Below are 21,268 nucleotides of genomic sequence, written 5' to 3' on the forward strand. Positions count from 1 at the left end.
ATTATTCAGTTCCTTTGGACTCAACCTGCTCGCCAGTCAGACCAAAACGACGCTGGCGACGGCTAAAGTCGTTAATCGCTTCCATTAACGCGTCAACACCAAAATCAGGCCATAAATGATCGGCAAAATACAGTTCCGAATAGGCAGCTTGCCATAATAGAAAGTTGCTGATTCGATGCTCTCCACCAGTACGGATCATCAGATCAGGAAACACAGCGCCAGCCGTTATCAAATTATCTTCGAGTTCCTGCTGAGTAAGGGGCGCATCAGCAACACTGCCTTCTCGCTTCGACAATGCTGTGTTTACAGCATTCAAGATGTCCCATTGGCCGCCATAATTGGCCGCAATTTGTAATAACAGCCCGCTGTTGTCTGCTGTTAAGTCTTCTGCTTTGGTAATCGTTTTTTGTAGCTTTTCATCAAAGCGAGATACGTCGCCAATGACTTTTAGGCGCACATTATTTTTGTTTAACGCTTTTGCTTCACGGCTTAAAGCCGTGATAAATAAATTCATTAAGAAGCTGACTTCGGATTCTGGACGCTTCCAGTTTTCGCTACTAAAAGCGAACAATGTCAGCACTTTAACGCCCATTTTTCCACACTGCTGGATGACATCACGAGCACGCTCAACACCTTCTTTGTGTCCCTGAACACGCTTCTTACCACGAGCTTCTGCCCAGCGGCCATTGCCATCCATAATTACGGCAATATGTTGAGGTATGGTTAAATTCTCAGTCACTTCGTTATTCTTATCTGGTCACTAAATACACAAACGCCGCGTAAGGATTACGCGGCGTATGCAAAGCCTGAATAAAAGTAATTACACTTCCATTAACTCTGCTTCTTTGTCTTGTAAAATCTTGTCGATTAATGCGACGTGCTCGTCCGTTAACTTTTGGACATCATCTTGTGCACGACGTTCATCATCTTCGCTGATTTCTTTTTCTTTCACCAGCTCTTTGAAAGTGCTGTTGGCGTCTCGGCGGATATTACGTACCGCAACTTTGGCACCTTCGGCTTCGCCGCGAACCACTTTAATCAAATCTTTACGACGCTCTTCTGTCAGAGGTGGTAGAGGAATTCGAATAATCTGGCCGGCAGAATTAGGATTTAAGCCGAGATCAGAATTCAGGATGGCTTTTTCTACAGGGCCAACCATGTCTTTTTCCCAAGGTTGAACCTGAAGCGTGCGCGAGTCTAAGATAGACACGTTAGCAACTTGAGTAATTGGCGTGTCAGCGCCGTAGTATGAAACCATTAAATGCTCAATCAAACTAGGGTGAGCACGTCCGGTACGGACTTTCGTTAAATCATTTTTAAACGCTTCAACAGATTTGCCCATACGAGTTTTCGCATCAGCTTTAATATCGTTAATCACGAATTATTCCCCTTGAATCAGTGAATTACTCACATTCAATGATGGTACCTTCACTCTCGCCTTTGACCACACGAATCAAAGCACCAGGCTTATTCATATTGAATACCTGAATTTTCTTGTCGTGGTCGCGAGCCAAGCAAAAGGCTGTTAAATCCATTACCGCTAACTCTCTATCCAAAGCTTCTTTATAGGTCAGATGCTCATATCGAACAGCTTCCGGGAATTTGGCAGGATCAGCAGAATAAACGCCATCGACTTTGGTGGCTTTGCAAATTAAGTCAGCATCGATTTCGATACCGCGCAAACAAGCCGCTGTATCAGTGGTAAAGAAGGGGTTTCCTGTTCCAGCAGAAAAGATAACCACGCGTCCTTTTTCCATGAATCTCACAGCAAAACGACGATCATAATCTTCACATACTCCCGTCAAGGAGATAGCTGACATGACTCGAGTTTCTACCGAGTTACGCTCAAGCGCATCTTGCATGGCCAGAGCATTCATGACCGTTGCGAGCATTCCCATGTGGTCGCCCGCTACACGATCCATTCCTGCTTTGGCCAGCTTTTCGCCTCGGAAGAGGTTACCGCCACCGATAACCAACCCAACTTGCACCCCAAGATCAATGACCTCTTTGATTTCCTGGGCCATTCTGTTCAAAACATCGGGATCAATCCCAAATGCTTCATCACCCATCAGGGCTTCACCACTTAACTTTAATAAGACGCGTTTAAATGGTAATTGAGATGCAGTTTGTGTCATAGGGTATTATTCTCCGCGAACTTGCGCCATTACTTCTGAAGCAAAATCTTCTTCTTTCTTCTCGATGCCTTCACCAACTTCGAAACGCACGAAAGATACTACATCAGCCTGCTTAGATTTCAATAACTTCTCAACGGTTTGTGAAGGTTCTTTAACAAATGGCTGACCCATCAAGCTGATTTCTGCAGCAAATTTGTTCAAACGACCGCCAATCATTTTTTCAACGATTTCAGCTGGCTTGCCGCTTTCTAGCGCTTGAGCAGTGAAGATTTCTTTCTCTTTGTCCATTACATCAGCAGGAATCTCATCAGCACGGATGTAGTCAGGCTTAACAGCCGCTACGTGCATTGCGATGTCACGAGCAAGTTCTTCGTCGCCGCCTTTAAGCTCAACAACAACACCGATACGGTCACCGTGACGGTAGCTGCCTAACAGGCCTTCAGCGCTTTCGATGATTTTAACACGACGTACGTTCATGTTCTCACCGATTTTAGCAACCAAGTTAGCGCGAGTTTCTTCAACAGTCGCACCGTCTAACTCAGCAGCGTTCAAAGCTTCAACATCGTTGATTTTGTTAGTAAGAGCAACATCAACAACTTTGTTTGCGAAGCCAACAAAATTCTCATCACGAGCTACGAAGTCAGTTTCACAGTTGATTTCTAAGATAGCCGCAGTTTTCTTGTCTTCTGCAGTTTTAATCAGGATGATACCTTCAGCAGCAACACGGCCGGCTTTTTTAGCGGCTTTTGCTTGACCTGACTTACGCATGTTTTCAATGGCTTTATCAATATCACCATCTGTCTCGACCAGAGCTTTCTTACACTCCATCATTCCCGCGCCAGTGCGCTCGCGCAGTTCTTTTACCAATGCAGCTGTAATAGCCATGACAATTCTCCAATAAATACTTTTTAACGGTTTCTGCGGTTATTTTGCACCACAGAACGCAAATCATTATGACAAACTCTCAAAAAAGGGGGCAAAGCCCCCTTTTTGCGAAAATCTTTGAGGCTTACGCTTCTTCAGACTCTTCTTTACCTTCTTCTTCAACGAACTCATCGCCTGCCTGCTCTGCAACAGTCACGCTCTGACGCCCATCAAGAACAGAATCAGCAACAGCACCAACATAAAGTTGAATCGCACGGATTGCGTCATCATTACCTGGGATAACGTAATCAACGCCATCAGGATTTGAGTTAGTATCAACAACTGCTACTACAGGGATACCCAGTTTACGTGCTTCAGTGATAGCAATGTTTTCTTGATCAGCATCGATCACGAAAATAACATCAGGCAGACCGCCCATGTCTTTGATACCACCAATACTGGCTTCCAGCTTCTGCATTTCACGATTTTTCAACAGCGCTTCTTTTTTAGTCAAACGCTCGAAAGTTCCGTCTTGGCTTTGAGCTTCAAGATCTTTTAAACGCTTGATAGACTGGCGAATAGTCTTGTAGTTAGTCAACATACCACCTAACCAACGCTTATCTACGAAGAATTGACCACAACGCTTCGCTTCTTCACGTACGATTTCACTGGCAGCACGTTTAGTACCAACAAAAAGAACTTTACCTTTACGAGCAGAAATACTTGAAATGAAGTTCAACGCATCGTTGAACATAGGTACAGTGTGCTCTAGATTGATGATGTGGATGTCGTTACGTGCACCAAAGATGTAAGATTTCATCTTAGGATTCCAGAAACGAGTGCGGTGACCGAAATGTACACCCGCCTGTAGCATATCGCGCATGCTAACTTTAGCCATTGAATTTACTCCAATAAATTGTAAGGGTTATTCGTCCGCAAACCCCATGCGCCAACCGCTTTTTGCGATAAAAAACGGCACCCAGACCCATGTGTCGATTTGCGTGTGAAATTTAATTGCCAAACAGGTTTGCCTGATTGGGGCGCGCTTTATACCATATATAGGTATTGAGAACAATGAAAAGTGCCATCTGCGAACACTTTTTGAACAAAACATAAACAAATACAGGTTTTACATGAGCGTTATTATCAAATCCCCTGAAGAAATAGAAAAAATGCGCGTTGCAGGCAAATTAGCCTCCGAGGTACTGGAAATGATCGGCCCCTTTGTTAAAAAGGGTGTGACGACCGACGAATTGAACCAAATTTGTCATGATTATATCGTCAACGAGCAAGATGCCATCCCTGCACCTTTGGATTATCACGGCTTCCCTAAGTCTATCTGTACGTCAGTAAATCATGTTGTTTGCCATGGTATCCCCAGCGACAAACGCCTGAAAGATGGCGATATCATTAATATCGATGTCACAGTTATCAAAGATGGCTACCATGGTGATACCAGCAAAATGTTTGTAGTTGGCAAACCCAGCATTCAGTCTGAGCGTCTGATAAAAATCACTCAAGAATGTCTTTACCTGGGTATAGAAATGGTTAAGCCAGGCGTTCAGCTAGGTGATATTGGCCATGCCATTTCCAATTACGCCCACAAACATAACTACTCCGTTGTGCAGGAATACTGTGGTCACGGAATAGGCGCACAATTCCACGAAGAGCCCCAGGTACTGCACTACGGTAAACCAGGCACAGGCGAAACTCTGCAAGAAGGCATGACATTTACCATCGAACCTATGATTAATGTCGGTAAACGTCAGGTAAAACTGCTCAAAGATCAATGGACTGTCGTGACAAAAGATCGCAGCCTTTCAGCACAATGGGAGCACACACTTCTGGTTACCGCCAACGGCGTAGAGGTGTTAACAAAACGTTCAGAGGAAACCTTTTAATCATAAGGTTTCCAGCCTGCTTAATTCACCATACCGCTCAACTCGACGACTAAGGATCCATGTCGAATGGAAAAAGCCAGTACTTCGTCTCCGACAGGCGCTCCTACAGCCCTAGTGTCAAATGGAGACATGGGGCATATTCAGCTACCTATAGCGCCCGTTTTTGCCGCATCTGAAAAACCAGAAGATAACTGGGTCACTCAATGTAAGCATTATCTGGAACAAGGCAGCGACATCATAGAACAGGCATTTGCTGATCGCGTTGCCATACGACATTTAATTCATGCTAGAGCGGTATTGGTAGATCAACTTTTGTGCGCTTTATGGCGTGCACTGATTACCAGTGATAAACAAGCCACACTGGTGGCTGTCGGTGGCTATGGCCGCGCAGAGCTTCACCCTGGCTCCGATATTGATTTGCTCATCTTACTGACCCAGCCTGACCACAAAGTGACTCAGCAACAGTTACAAACACTAATTACCTTTTTGTGGGACATCGGCCTGAATATTGGCCAAAGTGTTCGAACGGTCAAAGAGTGCATCAGCCTCGCCAAAAGCGACATCACCATTGCAACCAATCTGATGGAATCCCGCTTACTGGATGGTCACGCTATGCTTTTTGATGAACTGATCGAAAAAACTCAAGCCAAATATATGTGGCCTGTAAAAGAGTTTTTTGATGCCAAAGTAGCCGAACAAAAAGCGCGTTATCGAAAGTACCAAGGCTCTTCGTTTGATCTGGAACCTAACCTTAAGGGCAGTCCAGGAGGATTACGAGACATCCAACTGGTTGGCTGGATTGCTAAACGCCACTTTCGTTCCGATTCACTACAAGCACTCACCAATCAAGGTGTTTTTACGGTTAAAGAATATCGAACACTAATGGCTTGTCAGCATCTTCTGTGGCGTTTACGTTTTGTGTTGCACTCTGTAACAGGCAGAAGCGAAGATCGATTATTGTTCGAACATCAAAAGAAAGTAGCTGAAAAACTAGGATTTAAAGATAAGCCCGAAGCGCTCGCTGTTGAGCAGTTAATGAAAAAGTATTTTCGCGCTGCCATCACTGTACGCAACCTGACAGAATTGCTATTGCAGGTTTTTGAAGAAGCGATACTTGAAGAACAAAAACCTAAAAACCAAATTCCAATCGACGATGACTTTCTACTAGAAAATGATCGTATCCGCATTAAAGACAACACTTTATTTGTAAAGAAGCCAGAGCTGATACTCAAAACATTTATCGTCGCAGCGCAAGTGCCTGGTAACAAACATGTTGGGGCAAGAACCTTGCGTGCAATCCGCGATAACCGTCATTTAATCGACCAGGCCTATCGTGATAATCCATTGCATAAACAGCTATTTCTGGACTTCTTTAAGCTCAAACACAGTGGCGACAGACCCTTCTTTTTGATGAAACGTAATGGCATACTGGCTCGATTTTTACCAGCCTTCGAAAAAATATCTGGTCAGATGCAGTTCGACATGTTTCATACATTTACTGTTGATGAGCACACTTTGTTTTTGTTGAAAAACCTGGTTGGTTTTAACGATCCAGAACAGGCAAAAGAGTTTCCTTACTGTGCCAAAATCATGGAACAATTAGAGCAACCCGAACTTATTTTTCTTGCTGGTTTATTTCATGATATCGCCAAAGGTCGTGGTGGTGATCACTCGGAATTAGGCGCAGACGATGCTTACCACTTTTCGATAGAGTTAGGATTGAACGAAAAAGATGCGCAGATAGTGTCCTGGTTAGTCCGTTTTCACCTTATCATGTCATTAACGGCACAACGCAAAGATATTTCTGATCCAGACGTCATATCAAATTTTGCCAGCCAGGTTAAAAACCAGCAGCAACTGGATTTACTTTATATTCTGACGGTCGCCGATATTCGAGCCACGAGTCCTAAGCTATGGAACTCATGGAAAGCCGCTTTGCTACAAGAACTCTACCTAACCACCACCTACTTCTTAAAGCAGGGGCAGCAAGAGCTTCTCACAACCACGCAACATATTGAAGAAGTGAAACGCCAAGCTCGAAGTTTATTGGCTAACAGAAAAGTGAGCCTTTCGAAAGCAGAAGCTCTCTGGCTGACCCTGGACGAAAATTACTTTAACAGCTCGCCTGTCGAACGCATCGCGTCTCAGGCAGAATCCATTGTGAAACACGCCCATGGTAAAAGCCCTCTGGTTGAAATCAAACGCCACCACAATCAGGGCGGAACTGAAATTTTCATATACATCACAGACCAAGCAGATTTATTTGCAGCCATTACGGCAACTCTCAGTCAAAAAAACTTGAGGGTTCAAGCAGCAGAACTGCATACCACTAATGACGGCTATTGCCTCGATACATTTGTTGTGTTGGAAGAAAATGGCACCCCGATCCAGTCTTCTTCACGAATTCAAAGTATTAAAAAACTACTGCAAAAGAACCTCAAAAACATATCCGGCATGTCAAAGCGAGTGAATCGATATCTTTCATCTCGCATGAAGCAATTTGATGTCACGACGGAAGTTAAATTTACTAACTTCGACGATGCCCGTTATACCCAATTAGAATTGACAGTTTTGGACCGACCCGGTTTACTTGCACGTATCGGTGAAACCTTTAAGGAATGCGGAATAATCATTCATTCGGCACGCATCGTCACGTTGGGCGAAAAAGTGGAAGATACTTTTATTATCTCCACTCCTGACGAACAGGCCATTGTAGATAAATCTCTACAAGAAAAAATCAAACAAACCATTATTGAACGACTGAAATAAGTCAGTTTGGAGTACCTCATGTCTCAGTTAGAACAACTTATTAACGATGCCTTTGAAAATCGCGCAGAGTTTTCTCCTCAATCGGCACCACAAGATGTACGCGATGCCGTTCAGCAAGCCCTTACCCAAATTGACGCTGGAGAAGCTCGTGTTGCAGAGAAAAAAAACGGCGACTGGGTTGTTAATGAATGGCTTAAAAAAGCCGTACTGCTCTCATTCCGCCTTAATGACAACGAAACAATGGAAGGCGGGTTCACGCAGTTTTACGACAAAGTCCCTAGCAAGTTTAATCAATTAAGTAACGAAGAGTTTGCAGCAACTGGGGTCCGAGTAGTACCGCCAGCAATGGCGCGTTTTGGCAGCTATATTGCGCCCAACGTGGTACTCATGCCCTCCTATGTCAATATTGGCGCCTACGTTGGCGAAGGAACCATGGTCGACACCTGGGCCACCGTCGGTAGCTGTGCTCAAATCGGTAAGAATGTTCACTTATCGGGCGGTGTGGGTATTGGTGGCGTTCTGGAACCTTTGCAAGCTAGCCCAACCATTATTGAAGACAACTGTTTTATTGGCGCCCGTTCAGAAGTAGTTGAAGGTGTTATCGTTGAAGAAGGCGCCGTTTTGGCAATGGGTGTCTATCTAAGCCAAAGCACAAAAATCTACAACCGTGAAACAGGTGAAGTGACTTATGGCCGTGTTCCGGCGGGGAGCGTGGTTGTTCCAGGCAGCTTGCCTTCATCAGATGGGAGCTACAGCCTGGCATGTGCGGTTATAGTGAAACAGGTCGACGCTAGTACTCGCGCTAAAACGAGTATCAACGAACTGCTCAGAATGGCCTGATAACAGGACAGGGCTGGTTGGTCCAGCCCTTGAAACTGAAACTACTTTCTAACACATTATTGCCCCAAAATTTATTTCACTTCGAGTTAGCTGGCCAAATTATTTCTCAACACCGCTGGCGAAACCTCTTTGACAATGAGACAATATCACCTTCTGTGAGCAATAGGATATAGGGGCTGCTTCACTATGAAAACAATAATGAAATCCATAACCATAATGACTGTTTTCATTTGTCTGTCATCCATGGCAGCGACACAAACCTTCGGCACCGGCGCCGATATGAAGCATGTAACTCCCATTTCCAAAATTTTAACCTCACCCGATCAATTTCTAGATAAGTCCGTCACCGTCAAAGGCACCATCATTGGAGTCTGTAAAAAACGTGGTTGTTGGGTAAAGCTAGCCTCAGATCAACAGTTTCAAACTTTACGCATTAAAGTAAGAGACGGTGATATGGTTTTTCCCTTTAACTCAAAAGGAAAAACCGCCTACGCTACAGGCCAACTAACGGCCATTGAGCTCGATAAAAATCGCACCATCGCCTATCTGGAAAATTTAGCCAAAGAGGCCAAGGAACCTTTTGATGCCTCTTCCGTAAAAGAAGGCATGACGATTTATCAGCTGACACCCATCGGGGTCACCATTGTCGACTAGACGTCCACGAATAAACTGGTTCAAACTTAATCGTTCTTTACACCGTGATATAGGTTATTTCTGTATAGGAATGACACTGGTTTTTGCGATCTCAGGTATTGCCGTTAACCATATCGAAGACTGGAACCCGAACTATCGAGTGGTGCATACAACTCTCCCACTCAAGGGCGTACAGCAACAGCGCGAATCGGCTCAGTTGAATCAGTGGGTTCAGCAACAGCTAAACACTTCCTACAAAATCAAAACCACCTTTTGGGAATCCACCGATCGCTATAAGATCTTCGCTCAAGATGACATCAACATCCTCGTTGATCTGGCTCGAGAACAAGCCATTATTGAAAAAATCGAAGTCCGCCCTATCTTAAGAAGCCTGAACTTTCTTCACCTGAATGAAGCCCGCGAAGCCTGGACCTATTTTTCCGACTTATTTGCTCTGCTACTGATATTTCTCTCCATATCCGCTCTATTTATGATTAAGGGCAAAAAGGGTGTCTGGGGAAAACGAGGCCTCATCGTTTTAAGTGGTTTTAGTATTCCTATTTTGTTTATTTTGCTCCGTTCGCAATAATATTAATCAATATAATGTTGATACCGGTCGCCTTTCACAGTGCTGGATTGTTGCCTGCGTTCACATCTTCCAATCACTTGTTAATCTAAATGTGTTTGCTTGTCGCCTACCTGCATTTTGAAATACTTTGGGTATATAATATTTCCTCTGATAGTGACTCATCACAACACTAGAACACTTCACTATGCACAAAGATCCCAGTTTTATTAATTTTATGCCGAACCCTTTGGCTCCTATGAGAATTTTTTGTTTTCCATATGCTGGTGGCAGCGCAGCCATCTATAGCGACTGGGCAAAAGATTTACCTTTCCTTGAAGTTATTGCTATTCAGCTACCAGGTCGAGGCAGTCGCCTAACAGAACCATTGGTTGACTCCATAGAGCACATGGCAAACGAATTATCAAAAACCATACTACCTTTGCTCGATAAGCCTTTCATTTTCTTTGGCCATAGCAATGGTGCGACTTTATGCTACGAAGTCGCTAAACGTCTTCAATATCGTATATCAAATGTTCAACCAGAACAGAACATATCATATTATCAGCAAAACGAGCGGTTCATTTAGAAAACAAACGCAAACCCATTCATGCGCTTCCCTATGATGAATTTATTGAAGAACTCAAAAAGATGAATGGCACGCCTGCCGAAATTTTGACAAATCGAGAGCTAATGGAATTATTTATTCCAGTACTTCGTTCAGATTTTAAGATGAATGAAACCTACCGCTATACTCCCTCTCCCAAACTCTCGTGTCCTGCGTCCATTTTTAGAGGAACAGAAGAGATCGAAATATCAGAGAAAGACTGCTTAGCGTGGCAAACCCTATTCCACCAGAAGATCGACTATACAGATTTTCCAGGAGATCACTTCTTTATTCATTCCTGCCGAGATCAAGTGGTTAATAAAGTCGCAGACATAGCAAAAAATAAAGCGTACTTGATGCAAAACGCTTAATAAAAAGGGCAAGCCGCTTTCGGCTTGCCCTTCGTACTTACTCGTAACGAAGCGCTAGTATGGGCTCCATTTTTAATGTTCGCCCGACAGGACTAATAACAGCAAGCAAGCTAATAAGGGTAATACCCAAAGGAATCATTACAAAAATGCCCACCGACATAGTGACCAGGTCGGTATCTTCCAGCATATTAATGAGAACATAGCCAATTGGAATGCCAATAACCAAACCAGCCAGCAACAACTTCCCATTTTTGATGAGGAAGTGGATCAACACTTGAGCATCATCGGCTCCTAATGCTTTTCTGATTCCAACTTCTTGAGTTTTTTGCACCATCATATTAGCAACAACACCATAAATACCGCTGAATGCCAGCACTGTTGAAGCAATCGCAAAAATAACAAATATTCCACTTATAAAGTTATAGTCTGCAAATGCTCTTTCTTTCAATCGCGCTACCGTTCTAACATTAAATAGTGGCGCATTGGGTTCTGCTTTAAAGGTTACCTGACTCAAGCTTTCTCTTACTAGGTTGGGATCACCTTTGGCCTTGATCACAATATTCATTGTGCTTCCAGGGTTCTGCTCTAAGCTTACAAACACACTCGGCCGGGTAATCGTATCCCCGTATGGAAATACATGAGCCACACTGTTTACAACACCAACGATGGTGAACCACTGATCATCACCACCAACTAATTTAAAACGCTTGCCAATGGGTGATTCATCTTTAGAATATCGATTAATAAAGCTTTGAGTAACAACCGCTGCTAGTGGACTTCCCGCTTTATCACGAGCGTCAAAAGCACGGCCCTCTAATAACTTAACCCCCATCGTTTCAAAATAATCACGAGCGACGGTAACGTATTCAACAAGTGGGTATTGTGGGTCCTTACCATAATCCGCCCCTTCCATCATAAACTCAGGTGTTAAGGTCCATGTAAATGGTAAGTTTCTTGTGTAAGAGACGGCTTCAACATTCGGATTACTTTCCAACTCTTGCTCGACACTTCTAAAATAGTTCATGATTTTCGAATCAGAATTATATTCAGAGCGAGGCAAAGTAATACGCGCTGATAGATAACCGTCAAACTCTACACCAAAGTCCATCTTTGATTTATTGTAAACGGTTAACACCATAGATGTAGCTAAGATTAGTAATGCGCAAGACAGAGCTACTTCAATAACCACGATTAACTGGCTCAAATAAGACGATACCTTGCTTTGCGCCCCTCGAGTTCCATCACGCAATACACTATTAATATCTCCTCCAGTTGACATCAATGCTGGTAGAGCACCGGTTACAACAGCAAGAACTAGAGTAACAATTCCAGCAACGATAAAACTGCTGGAAGTTAAGTCAAACTGCCACCAGAAAGGAGCTTCACTGCCTCTAAACATTTTGCTGAGTTCGGTAAGGCTAATATCCAATCCCCAGGCAGCAATCATGCAGGCAAATATTCCCGAAGCTAAGCAAATTATTGCACTTTCTAGCATGACCTGAACAACTAACTTCAGTCTTGGTGCGCCCAGTGCAGAACGAATTGCAGATTCTTTGTTTTTTTCCAATGCTCTAGAAAGCAATAAATTACCAGTATTGATACAAGCCAATAACATAACAAGCGCAACACAAAGCTTCATTGCAAGTATCAACTCTTCTTGATTTTGTGATGCCGCTTCCTGATAGGTGATCATGTTGACGGTTTTGTCAGCATTAAGCTTAGGGAAGCGTTGCTCAATATCTGACATCATTTGTGTCAGTTCAGCTTGCGCTTTCTCGTCAGTGATACCTGGTTTAGTTCTAGCAAGAATTTTGACAAAGGGAGCACTTGCTCGCGCAACACCAGCCGTGGACTGTTTAAAGGGTAACCATAGATTGCCAGTTTGAGGGAAACGATATGCCTGCGGCATAACACCAACAATAGTATGAGGGACATTGTTAACCCGTAGTTTTTTACCCAATATATCCGCATCCGACGCATAGAGTCTTTGCCATAAGCTTTCGCCAATGATAGCTACGGGTTCTGCAGCAGGCTCCAAATCTTTTTCGTTTAGCAAACGACCCAATAAAGGTTTTGCGTCAGACACTTCGAAAAACGTAGGACTAACATAGTAGGTGTTTTCTCGCATTGACCGATCACTTGTCATTAGATTGCGAGTGCCATTGCTATAAGCGTCAAAGGTATCAAACGATGATAGCTTGCTTTTCATTTCCTCGTAATCATTCATACGAACAAGAAAATAATCAACCTGCATCCCTTGAATCAAACGTACTCGATCTCCACCAGCAAAAGGCAGAGGAGAAGTAAGAGTATTGTGCAAAAAGCTGTAAATAAAGATGAACAGGGCCAGCCCTGTTGTCATAACAAACACCGTGAGCAAAGAAAACTTCAAATTCCGGCTCATCGAGCGCAGTGTGTACATTAAATCCGCCAACATCAGACTCAGACTCCTATGCCACAGCTTCTTCTGCCAGAGACTCTTGTGAATCTACTCGCACTTCTTGAACTGATGAATCAGAAACAATTTTTGAGTCGAATATTTCGATAACTCGTTTTGCGCGCTTAGCACCTCTTGGATCGTGTGTCACCATACAAATGGTCACTCCGTCTTCATGAAGCTTGTCAAGTAAAGCCATCACTTGATCAGCGTTTTTAGAATCCAGGTTTCCTGTTGGCTCATCAGCGAGGATAATAGAAGGATTACCAACAATCGCTCTTGCAATAGCCACTCGCTGCTGCTGACCACCGGATAACTGAGAGGGATAATGCTTAGCTCGGTGTGACATATCCACTTTCTCTAATGCTCCCTGCACTTGCTTACGACGTTCTTCTTTTGAAATATCTTTACGGTAAGTCAGTGGTAGCTCAACGTTTTCTTCGACGGTCAAATCACTGATCAGATTAAATGACTGAAAAACGAAACCAATTTCAATATTTCGAATGGCAGCACGCTGTTTTGCATCCAATCCAGATACGTTTTTTTCATTTAAAACATATTCACCGTCCGTCGCGACATCAAGAAGCCCCAAAATCGACAACAGTGTTGATTTGCCACAACCAGAAGGTCCAGAAATTGAAACATATTCACCGGTTTTAATTTCGAGATTAATATCACTCAATGCATGGGTATCAACTTCTTCAGTAGAAAATACTTTGGATAAACTTTTTAACTCTATCAATGTTTTCATAACTCTCTCCTAAACCCCTAAATTCTAATTAATGGCTACTTTTTTATGCCGCTCAAAATTACTGACTTCTGATACGATTATGACGTCACCTTCCGTTACACCGCCTAACACTTCAATATTCACGCTCGAAGAAACACCAAAGTGCACTTCAGTTTGTTCGGCATAAGAACGTTCACTATCCAACTTAAACACTCGCATTTTTTGGTTAGCTTGCGAAAAAGTTGGGCGACGTACGTACAAAGTGCTCGTTCGTTCTGTAATAAAAATTTCACCATCAATGGATAAGTCAGGACGAGACTCTGACGGAAGTTCACTTAACAGCTCCACATCAACCTGTACAGTCCCATCCACAACAGCAGGATCGATGCGGATGACTCGTCCATCAATTTGACTAAAACGTGTATCGATAGATACTCTTTGGCCTATTGAAATATCATTTACGCTAAACTCGGGAACGTTAAGCTCCGCAAGAAGATCACCCTGGCGCGAAAACTTTGCCACGCTATCTCCCAACGATATACGTTGGCCCAGTTCTAGAGGCATCGCTTGTAACACCCCAGAAACAGGCGCTTTAACATTCAACGAAGCCAATTGAAACTCAGCGCGTTTAAGACGATTACGTAAACGATTTAACAAAGCTATCTGCGCTTCATACTCTGCTTTTAAAGTCGTTTTTAACTGTTGCGAGCGCGCTGTATCCATCTCCAGAGTTTTTTCCATCTGCGCAACAGTAAGCCTGCGCGATTCATAATCTAACTTTGAGATCGTTGAATTGCCTCCTTCGATGAGCTTTGCTTCAGCATCCAGTCGAATTTTTTCTTTGTTGTACTCCATTTGATTGGTAAGCACCTGTGCTTCCATATCCAGTAAACGGGTGTCTTGACGCTCCTTAAGCGCTCGAGTTCCAGCTTCCATGGCTTCGAGTTCCCAACGCAACTCCTGCACCTGTTGAGTTAACTCAGGATTTAGCAACTCAACAATTAAATCTCCTTCTGTTACTTTTGCCCCCGGCTTTACAAGAATACGTTCAACTTTGCCTTCAACCGAACTAGCAACCCAACGAACATCTCGTGGAGCCAAAATACCCGGTGCAGATACTTTTATTTTTAAATCACCTCGTTGAACCGTAGCGGTACGAAAAGTATTAGCATCCACTGAATGGAGTGTTAGTTTCATCATTGAACTAGCAACACCAATAGTTGCTAACACCAACACTCCAGCCCCCATCAAAACCTTTTTATTTTTATAAAAAGGTGTCTTTTTTTGCTTAATGACATCCATAGAAGCTACTCATTAAAACGACGACTCTCTTTATCTCTATACGTGATAAAAACTTCATCTTTATTACCTTTAAGACCATATTACTAAATTAGTCAACTAAAAAAAATCTATTTAACAGAGGTCTAAACTCACCCCATTGAAACCACAATCAAACGTTCGCCCGTAAAAGGCTTTCGTCCGTGCGCAACACGATAATTATCAACCAATAAAACATCTCCCGGACGCCAATCAAAGGTGACTTCTGCACGACGATAAGCCTCTCGAATATTTTCGGCATACTCATCAGGTATCGTTTCGCCATCCGCAAAAAATGTATTGTAAGGGAACTCTTCTGGTGAAAAAGCTTGAGACATATAGGCACGATAATCACTGGATAAGCTTGATGGGTGCCAAAATACAATGTGGTTCAACCAAAGTGGCAAACCACTTACTGGATGAGCACTCACCGCGTCTCTGACGTGTGTTGTTCTTACCAAATCATCTTTGATGATTTGTAAATCTACATCTCGACTTTGGCAATCTTGTTTAATCACATCAAGATCCGTCGTTCCAAATCCATCGGCGACCGTCGGCCCAAAACCCATTCCGAAGTTTCTTATCAACTTCCACCCTTTATGTTTTTCAAAGGCTTCAATTATCTCAGGATCGATATACCCAAACACTTTATTGACATCTGCGATTTGAGTTTGGCCTCCTGTTTCAGGTTCTTTTAAACAACAAAACATTAATGAGGGAGGGACAAATCTTTCATAAGACAACTCATTATGCAATTTAATCTCTTGTTCTCTTGGAAACTCTGTTGATGTAGATACCGACTTAGTCAGTGTTTTTCTTGGTGTTGCCCCTCCTAAATAGGGAGCTACTTTGTCTATAACACACCCAACAAATTCATCAAATGCATCTAATGTTCTTACATCAAAATTTCTAAACAGAACGGCACCGTACTCCAACAAGTCGCTCTTAATATTCGCTTTATTATTCGTGTAATAATGCTCCAGGTTTTCAGAAGAACAACGGGCCTCGTGCACAATAGGCAGTTTGCTCTCTTCATCGAAGAAATACTTTTCGATATCCAGAACAACCTCATTAGTGGTCGTTGTATTCATACTCTGCTCTCCTACCAATACTTTTTTAACTTACAATAATCAGTTATGCCTTAATAAAACATATAAGTACTGATCTCATCGAGTGCATCGAAAAATCGATCGATGTCAGTTCTTTTGTTGTAAAAGTAACTCGATATTCTTAATACTTGACCAACCCCAACATCACTCACATAGGGCTGTGCACATAGATGCCCAGTTCGGCAGATGATGCCATACGAATCACTTAACGCCCGTGCGACATCATCCAGTTCCTTCTGCCCACGAATACTCATACTCAAAACAGCGCCTCGGTCAGCCGACTCATCTGTATTGATAATTTCCAGGAACTCTCTTTTTTTCGCCAGAGATAACATGTACTCGCTGGTCTGGCGATCATGATGCTCAAGATTGTCAAAACCTATCTGGTTAAGATAATCAATGGCAGCAGCCATGCCGTAAGCTCCCGCGATGTGAGGAGTTCCCGCTTCAAAGCGATGAGGAATCTTACGCAAATTAAAATGATCTTTTTCGACCCAGTCGACCATTCCACCGCCTAACAATTGAGGAGTTAGTGATTCCAGCATTGCTTTTTTACCAAATAAAACGCCGACTCCTGTGGGCCCCAACATTTTGTGTGCAGAAAATGTTAAAAAGTCGATGTCTAACTCACTGACATTAACTCGCCGATGAGGAACCGACTGCGCCGCATCAACCACAACAATAGCGCCAACGTCTTTCGCTGCACGAACCATTGACTCAAGCGGACAATAACCCCCCGTTACATTAGAGCAGTGATTAATAGATACAACCTTAGGTTGCGACTTCAGTAACTCATAGTAGTGCTCAAGATCAAGTCCGCCCTGTGGGTTTGTTCGAACACACTCAATACTGGCTTCATTCATCCAGGGTAATAAATTGGAATGGTGCGCGTCAGAGAAGACGATCACCTTATCGCTTTTATCTAATTGCAGGCCTTTGGCAACCAGATTAATAGACTCGGTTGTATTACGCAGAAATACGATTTCATTTCCAGAGCAAGAGAGCAAGTCTGCAACCTTGTAACGAGCCTCTTCATAACGGTTCGAAACCATTTCTAATGCATAGCTTTTGCCTCTATGAACATTCGAAGACACTCCTAAATAATATTCGTTAACGGCATCAACCATGGCCTTTGGTTTGAGAGTCGTCGCGGCATTATCCAAGTAGAAAACCGGCTCGCCATCAATTTGATACGATAAACCAGGAAAGTCACCACTAAAGTCTATGGTCTCTAAATCTTTATTCATCACTACTTAGATCCTTTTACAGATTGAAATTTCCCAGAACGATCCGAGGCAATGTAAGAAACTACAGAAGCTTCTATACTGATATCATCGTCAAAAGCCTTTTTGATACGTGTAATCAAAACCTCTTTATCAGACTCACTAAAGCGTTCGTTGACCATCATTTTAAGAGTAAAGTTTGCACTGCCTATTTGTTCAAACTTGTATAAGTCTAACCATTCAGGCGCACCTATCGCTCTGTCTACAGTTAAAGGTGATATTGATGCCTCATTATTATGCTTGATGAACTGAGATGAACGTCCTTCCATAAAAATCTGTCGCCCACTATGACCACACGAACAGGTATCATCAACGTAAGTCACCATGTCACCTGTTTGATAACGAATGTGAGGCAATGCCCCCTGATCAATACTGCTAATACATAACTCGGCAAGCTCTCCTTTGCTCGCAGCTTCACCTTGTTGATTAATCATCTCAAAGAAAAAGCCATTTTCATTAAGGTGGAGATGTCCTTGAGGGCACTCCATTGCAATCCATCCCATCTCTGACGAAGAAAGCAACTCAACAAAATACTCCGCTGGAAAAAACTCACAAATTTGACGTCGGCTCACTTGTGTCACTGCCGAATATGAGGCAATAACAGGAACTTTTGGTGGCTTCAACCCACGCTTTTTAAACTCTCTGAGTAAAAAAGCAAAATGTGTAGGATCAACATAAAAAAGATCGGGTTTGTACTCATAGATCTCACTAATAGCTCGCTCTATAAGTTCTTCTGACGTTGTTAACAGGTCGTGGTATACAGGAAGCACCAGCGTACCATCAGCCAGCAGGCGATCTTCCATTGTGCTATGGGGGTTTGCACATTCAACATCAGAGCAGTTAGGCGCGGCATAACGACAAATTTTTCTTCCCGGCTTGGCAAAAACATCAGCAATGATGGGGTTGGCTTCTGCACACGACAAAGCTCTACGCAACAAATTCATGCCAACCTCGAAAGTAACTAATCGGTCACCTGTTGTTCCAGAGCTTTGGCTTTTGTTTAACATTGGATGATTAAGCGAAAACCCCTTAGCTAAAACACCTTTAGGGAAGTTTCGTCGGTAATCTTTCTTTTCTGTAAAAGGCAATACATGGGCATAAGATTCAGCTTTCAAAGCAGCTTGATCTATACCTAAATTATCTAATTTGTCTTTGTAGAACGTGACATTATTGTAAGCATAATTCACTTCTTTTAAGAACGCTTCTATATTCTGCATTACTCAGTTCCAACGTTATGATTGAGTTAATGATGAACTGCTGCATGGAACAGACATACCAACCAGTACTTTTCGCTCACCAGAGAAGGGCTCTCTCCCGTGGCTAAACAACATGTTATCAAGCAACATGACATCACCTTTTTGCCACTCAAACTTAATTTTCTTAGCTTGATAAATATCCCGAATCTCCTGTAAATACTCATCCGGTATATCACTACCATCACCAAAATAGGTGTTGCGCGGCAGATTTTCTTTGCCTCGAGAGTGGATAAGTTCTCGTCGTATATCTTCTTCTAGTGCTGATACATGAAACAGATGAGCTTGATTAAACCAAATCCACTCTTGAGTATCTGGGTGTTTTACAACCGCTGGTAATATTTGTTTGGTACGAAGCCCGCCATCAGCAAGCCACTCAAATTGAATATCATTTTCTTTGCAGTAAGCCTCTACTTCAGAACGTTCTTCAGTACAAAACACTTCGGTCCAAGGCAAATCCAGCTCAGAAAAATTGCGCACGTACATCACACATTTATCAGCGAAAGCGTTACGAATATGCTCTGGTATCGTTTTATAAATTTCTCGGCTGTCAGCAATAGGCGTCTCTCCCCCCTGATCGCTAGAAAGCATACAAAAGAAGCCGATTCTCATGGGCCAAAGATTGGTGTAAGCCTGCTCATTATGTTGTTGGATTAACTGGTCAGAGTGATACTCCGTTGCGGTATAAACATTCCCTCTAAGTTCTGTTCTTGGTGTTGATCGATGGCTATAAGATAACAACTCACTGCCAAATACATTTGTTAAAAAGTCACCGAACTGACGGCTCGCCATAATATTTAAACCACGGATCAAAAGAGCACCTTGCGAAGACAGCCACTCATTAATCGAAGGAGCATGCTTCTTTGCCCAATCCTTAAGTTTAAGCTCGCCCTGCTCAACATTTATCAACAACTGAATGCCGCCAAGATCTTCAATGTTGCCTATATTTTCAAAGTTACTCATGTCCTAGCTCCTTTATCAGTTGCTGTCGAATATTTTTAGTTAAACCATCAATATTTGGAGGCAGTAACATACTGGTATGCCCCCCTTCCGCGGGTGTGACTGTGACGTTACCCGTGGTTGCTTTGTCCCAATCCAAACACTCATTCGCTCTGGCTGTTGAAGGAATTTTTCCTCGCGCAACAAAAACAGAAATATCAAGTTCGGTGGTTGTTGATTGATAACGCCCATACATCCAGTACATGTCGCAATAGAACTGGAAGTAACGAATAAATTCTTCTGGCTGTACCCCTTCAACAGTAATGTCTTGCTGCATACACACAGACTTAAGGACCTCAAATCCTTCTGCTTCAGTCATTGGGGCAAGGCTATCCCAATCAAAATCCAGCTCAACATCCAGATAACCTCTAAATGCACGGCGTAAGGGGAAGTACCAAGGTTTGTCAGAGTTATCTTGCTGCCAAGAAAGATAAGGCGTATCCAATAACCCTAGATAGCCAACCTCTTCTCCTTTGGCGACCAGTTGATTTGCAACTTCATAAGCAAAAGCACCTCCCATTGAGAAACCAAATAAATGATAAGGACCTTTCGGTTGCACTTTACGAATCAACTCAACATAGAACGCTGCCATATCATTCATAGTGTCGAAGCGTCGACCGAGATAAATTTGTGGCGGTTGTAAACCGTAGATGTTGGCAACATCTGACAATCCAGTTGCTATGTCACGATTAATAAATGCAGTACCAGCACCAGCATGGAAGCTAAATACGTTATGCTTACTATTTGATTCGTTCAACTTAACAATACAATCTCCACCCACCTCAACAGCATCAGCGAAGCCATCAGACAGGCTTGAGTCTCGCGAATCAATGCAACTTGCCAGTTCCTCTATCGTAGGATGATTAAATACATCCACAATGGTGAGAGTGCATGTAAGTTGCTTTCGAATACCTGCCAACAAACGCATAACCATCAGTGAGTGACCGCCCATATCAAAGAAGTTTGCGGTCGCGCTGATTTTGTCTAAAGCTAAACTGAATTGCTCAGCCCAAAGATTTGCTAATACTTTTTCGGTCTCTGTTTGTGGTGCTCTGAAGGAACTCTCATCCACCGAATAATCAGGCATAGGAAGCGCATCTTTATCGACTTTTCCATTTGTGGTTAATGGAATGTGATCAACCATTAAAATAGAAGATGGCACCATATAGTCAGGAAGCTTTGATGATAGATGACGCTTAATGGTTTCTGTTTGCCCATCCTTGTCATGCTGACTAACAACATACGCAACGATACGGTGATCACCACCTCGGTTGGTGCGTACCAAAGCGACACAGTCTTTGATGCCAGACATCTGCATGGCACAGTGTTCGATCTCACCCAGCTCAATACGATAGCCTCGAACCTTAACCTGCTCGTCCGCACGACCAACATACTCCAACACACCACCGTCAAGGTAACGTACCCAGTCTCCCGTTCGATACAAACGACCCTCGC

Annotated in this window: 20 protein-coding genes; 7 read left to right on the top strand and 13 right to left on the bottom strand. The window is 43.0% G+C overall.

Annotated features, from left to right (window positions below):
• Window position 1: 1 nt before the first annotated feature.
• The 5 genes from uppS to rpsB all read right to left on the bottom strand — a co-directional run bounded on the left by uppS (window position 2) and on the right by rpsB (window position 3,897).
• A complete protein-coding gene (gene uppS, locus NH399_RS19645; RefSeq protein ID WP_253042894.1) occupies window positions 2-739 on the bottom strand; it encodes a polyprenyl diphosphate synthase in 738 nt (245 codons plus the stop codon).
• An 81-nt stretch (window positions 740-820) separates the two neighbouring features.
• Entirely contained in the window at window positions 821-1,378 is a 558-nt protein-coding gene (gene frr / locus NH399_RS19650) for a ribosome recycling factor (protein ID WP_253042895.1), read from the bottom strand.
• A 25-nt stretch (window positions 1,379-1,403) separates the two neighbouring features.
• Window positions 1,404-2,135, bottom strand: a complete 732-nt coding sequence (gene pyrH, locus NH399_RS19655; protein ID WP_253042896.1) for a UMP kinase — start codon at window positions 2,133-2,135, stop codon at window positions 1,404-1,406.
• Between the two features lie 6 nt (window positions 2,136-2,141).
• On the bottom strand, window positions 2,142-3,020 hold the full coding sequence (tsf, locus tag NH399_RS19660; RefSeq protein WP_253042897.1) for a translation elongation factor Ts: 879 nt from the start codon (window positions 3,018-3,020) through the stop codon (window positions 2,142-2,144).
• 124 nt (window positions 3,021-3,144) lie between these two features.
• The gene (gene rpsB, locus NH399_RS19665; RefSeq protein ID WP_253042898.1) at window positions 3,145-3,897 is read right to left on the bottom strand and encodes a 30S ribosomal protein S2; all 753 of its coding nucleotides are present in this window, start codon (window positions 3,895-3,897) and stop codon (window positions 3,145-3,147) included.
• 190 nt (window positions 3,898-4,087) lie between these two features.
• Between rpsB and map the strand changes: the two genes are divergently transcribed.
• The 7 genes from map (at window position 4,088) to NH399_RS19700 (ending at window position 10,685) form a co-directional block, all read left to right on the top strand.
• Window positions 4,088-4,900, top strand: coding sequence for a type I methionyl aminopeptidase (gene map, locus NH399_RS19670; RefSeq protein ID WP_256489707.1), 813 nt, complete (start codon window positions 4,088-4,090; stop codon window positions 4,898-4,900).
• Window positions 4,901-4,966: 66 nt separating this feature from the next.
• Window positions 4,967-7,669, top strand: coding sequence for a [protein-PII] uridylyltransferase (gene glnD / locus NH399_RS19675; protein WP_253042900.1), 2,703 nt, complete (start codon window positions 4,967-4,969; stop codon window positions 7,667-7,669).
• Between the two features lie 18 nt (window positions 7,670-7,687).
• Entirely contained in the window at window positions 7,688-8,509 is an 822-nt protein-coding gene (gene dapD, locus NH399_RS19680) for a 2,3,4,5-tetrahydropyridine-2,6-dicarboxylate N-succinyltransferase (protein WP_253042901.1), read from the top strand.
• A 186-nt stretch (window positions 8,510-8,695) separates the two neighbouring features.
• Window positions 8,696-9,163: a DUF4920 domain-containing protein gene (locus NH399_RS19685; protein WP_253042902.1), complete on the top strand. Its 468-nt coding sequence runs from the start codon at window positions 8,696-8,698 to the stop codon at window positions 9,161-9,163.
• A gap of 70 nt (window positions 9,164-9,233) precedes the next feature.
• Window positions 9,234-9,731, top strand: coding sequence for a PepSY-associated TM helix domain-containing protein (locus NH399_RS19690; RefSeq protein ID WP_253042903.1), 498 nt, complete (start codon window positions 9,234-9,236; stop codon window positions 9,729-9,731).
• A 184-nt stretch (window positions 9,732-9,915) separates the two neighbouring features.
• On the top strand, window positions 9,916-10,296 hold the full coding sequence (locus tag NH399_RS19695; protein WP_253042904.1) for a thioesterase II family protein: 381 nt from the start codon (window positions 9,916-9,918) through the stop codon (window positions 10,294-10,296).
• A gap of 17 nt (window positions 10,297-10,313) precedes the next feature.
• Complete coding sequence (locus tag NH399_RS19700) at window positions 10,314-10,685, top strand: thioesterase domain-containing protein (protein WP_253042918.1); 372 nt, start codon at window positions 10,314-10,316, stop codon at window positions 10,683-10,685.
• Window positions 10,686-10,722: 37 nt separating this feature from the next.
• On the opposite strand, the gene NH399_RS19705 is transcribed toward NH399_RS19700, so the two are convergent.
• From NH399_RS19705 to NH399_RS19740, 8 genes are all read right to left on the bottom strand, one after another.
• Window positions 10,723-13,122: an ABC transporter permease gene (locus tag NH399_RS19705; RefSeq protein ID WP_253042905.1), complete on the bottom strand. Its 2,400-nt coding sequence runs from the start codon at window positions 13,120-13,122 to the stop codon at window positions 10,723-10,725.
• A 13-nt stretch (window positions 13,123-13,135) separates the two neighbouring features.
• A complete protein-coding gene (locus tag NH399_RS19710) occupies window positions 13,136-13,873 on the bottom strand; it encodes an ABC transporter ATP-binding protein (RefSeq protein ID WP_253042906.1) in 738 nt (245 codons plus the stop codon).
• Between the two features lie 24 nt (window positions 13,874-13,897).
• A complete protein-coding gene (locus NH399_RS19715; protein WP_253042907.1) occupies window positions 13,898-15,154 on the bottom strand; it encodes an efflux RND transporter periplasmic adaptor subunit in 1,257 nt (418 codons plus the stop codon).
• A 128-nt stretch (window positions 15,155-15,282) separates the two neighbouring features.
• Window positions 15,283-16,260: a TauD/TfdA family dioxygenase gene (locus NH399_RS19720; protein WP_253042908.1), complete on the bottom strand. Its 978-nt coding sequence runs from the start codon at window positions 16,258-16,260 to the stop codon at window positions 15,283-15,285.
• Between the two features lie 50 nt (window positions 16,261-16,310).
• Window positions 16,311-17,525: an aminotransferase class V-fold PLP-dependent enzyme gene (locus tag NH399_RS19725; protein WP_253042909.1), complete on the bottom strand. Its 1,215-nt coding sequence runs from the start codon at window positions 17,523-17,525 to the stop codon at window positions 16,311-16,313.
• 2 nt (window positions 17,526-17,527) lie between these two features.
• Window positions 17,528-18,778 (bottom strand): phenylacetate--CoA ligase family protein, encoded by a 1,251-nt coding sequence (locus NH399_RS19730; protein WP_253042910.1) that lies wholly within the window; start codon window positions 18,776-18,778, stop codon window positions 17,528-17,530.
• Between the two features lie 15 nt (window positions 18,779-18,793).
• Window positions 18,794-19,777 (bottom strand): TauD/TfdA family dioxygenase, encoded by a 984-nt coding sequence (locus tag NH399_RS19735; RefSeq protein ID WP_253042911.1) that lies wholly within the window; start codon window positions 19,775-19,777, stop codon window positions 18,794-18,796.
• Window positions 19,770-21,268, bottom strand: a 1,499-nt coding sequence (locus NH399_RS19740) for a non-ribosomal peptide synthetase (protein ID WP_253042912.1), incomplete at its 5' end; no start/stop codon positions are given. The genes NH399_RS19735 and NH399_RS19740, both read right to left, overlap by 8 nt.

It is taken from the genome of Pleionea sp. CnH1-48 (assembly GCF_024124665.1).
GTDB lineage: Bacteria > Pseudomonadota > Gammaproteobacteria > Enterobacterales > Kangiellaceae > JAMXSB01.

Bases quoted from the DNA above. Each gene is read 5' to 3' on its own strand.
- pyrH (WP_253042896.1), bottom strand. From the start codon at position 2,135: ATGACACAAACTGCATCTCAATTACCATTTAAACGCGTCTTATTAAAG.
- tsf (WP_253042897.1), bottom strand. From the start codon at position 3,020: ATGGCTATTACAGCTGCATTGGTAAAAGAACTGCGCGAGCGCACTGGC.
- rpsB (WP_253042898.1), bottom strand. From the start codon at position 3,897: ATGGCTAAAGTTAGCATGCGCGATATGCTACAGGCGGGTGTACATTTC.
- glnD (WP_253042900.1), top strand. From the start codon at position 4,967: ATGGAAAAAGCCAGTACTTCGTCTCCGACAGGCGCTCCTACAGCCCTA.
- dapD (WP_253042901.1), top strand. From the start codon at position 7,688: ATGTCTCAGTTAGAACAACTTATTAACGATGCCTTTGAAAATCGCGCA.
- NH399_RS19685 (WP_253042902.1), top strand. From the start codon at position 8,696: ATGAAAACAATAATGAAATCCATAACCATAATGACTGTTTTCATTTGT.
- NH399_RS19690 (WP_253042903.1), top strand. From the start codon at position 9,234: ATGACACTGGTTTTTGCGATCTCAGGTATTGCCGTTAACCATATCGAA.
- NH399_RS19695 (WP_253042904.1), top strand. From the start codon at position 9,916: ATGCACAAAGATCCCAGTTTTATTAATTTTATGCCGAACCCTTTGGCT.
- NH399_RS19705 (WP_253042905.1), bottom strand. From the start codon at position 13,122: ATGTTGGCGGATTTAATGTACACACTGCGCTCGATGAGCCGGAATTTG.
- NH399_RS19710 (WP_253042906.1), bottom strand. From the start codon at position 13,873: ATGAAAACATTGATAGAGTTAAAAAGTTTATCCAAAGTATTTTCTACT.
- NH399_RS19715 (WP_253042907.1), bottom strand. From the start codon at position 15,154: ATGGATGTCATTAAGCAAAAAAAGACACCTTTTTATAAAAATAAAAAG.
- NH399_RS19720 (WP_253042908.1), bottom strand. From the start codon at position 16,260: ATGAATACAACGACCACTAATGAGGTTGTTCTGGATATCGAAAAGTAT.
- NH399_RS19725 (WP_253042909.1), bottom strand. From the start codon at position 17,525: ATGAATAAAGATTTAGAGACCATAGACTTTAGTGGTGACTTTCCTGGT.
- NH399_RS19730 (WP_253042910.1), bottom strand. From the start codon at position 18,778: ATGCAGAATATAGAAGCGTTCTTAAAAGAAGTGAATTATGCTTACAAT.
- NH399_RS19735 (WP_253042911.1), bottom strand. From the start codon at position 19,777: ATGAGTAACTTTGAAAATATAGGCAACATTGAAGATCTTGGCGGCATT.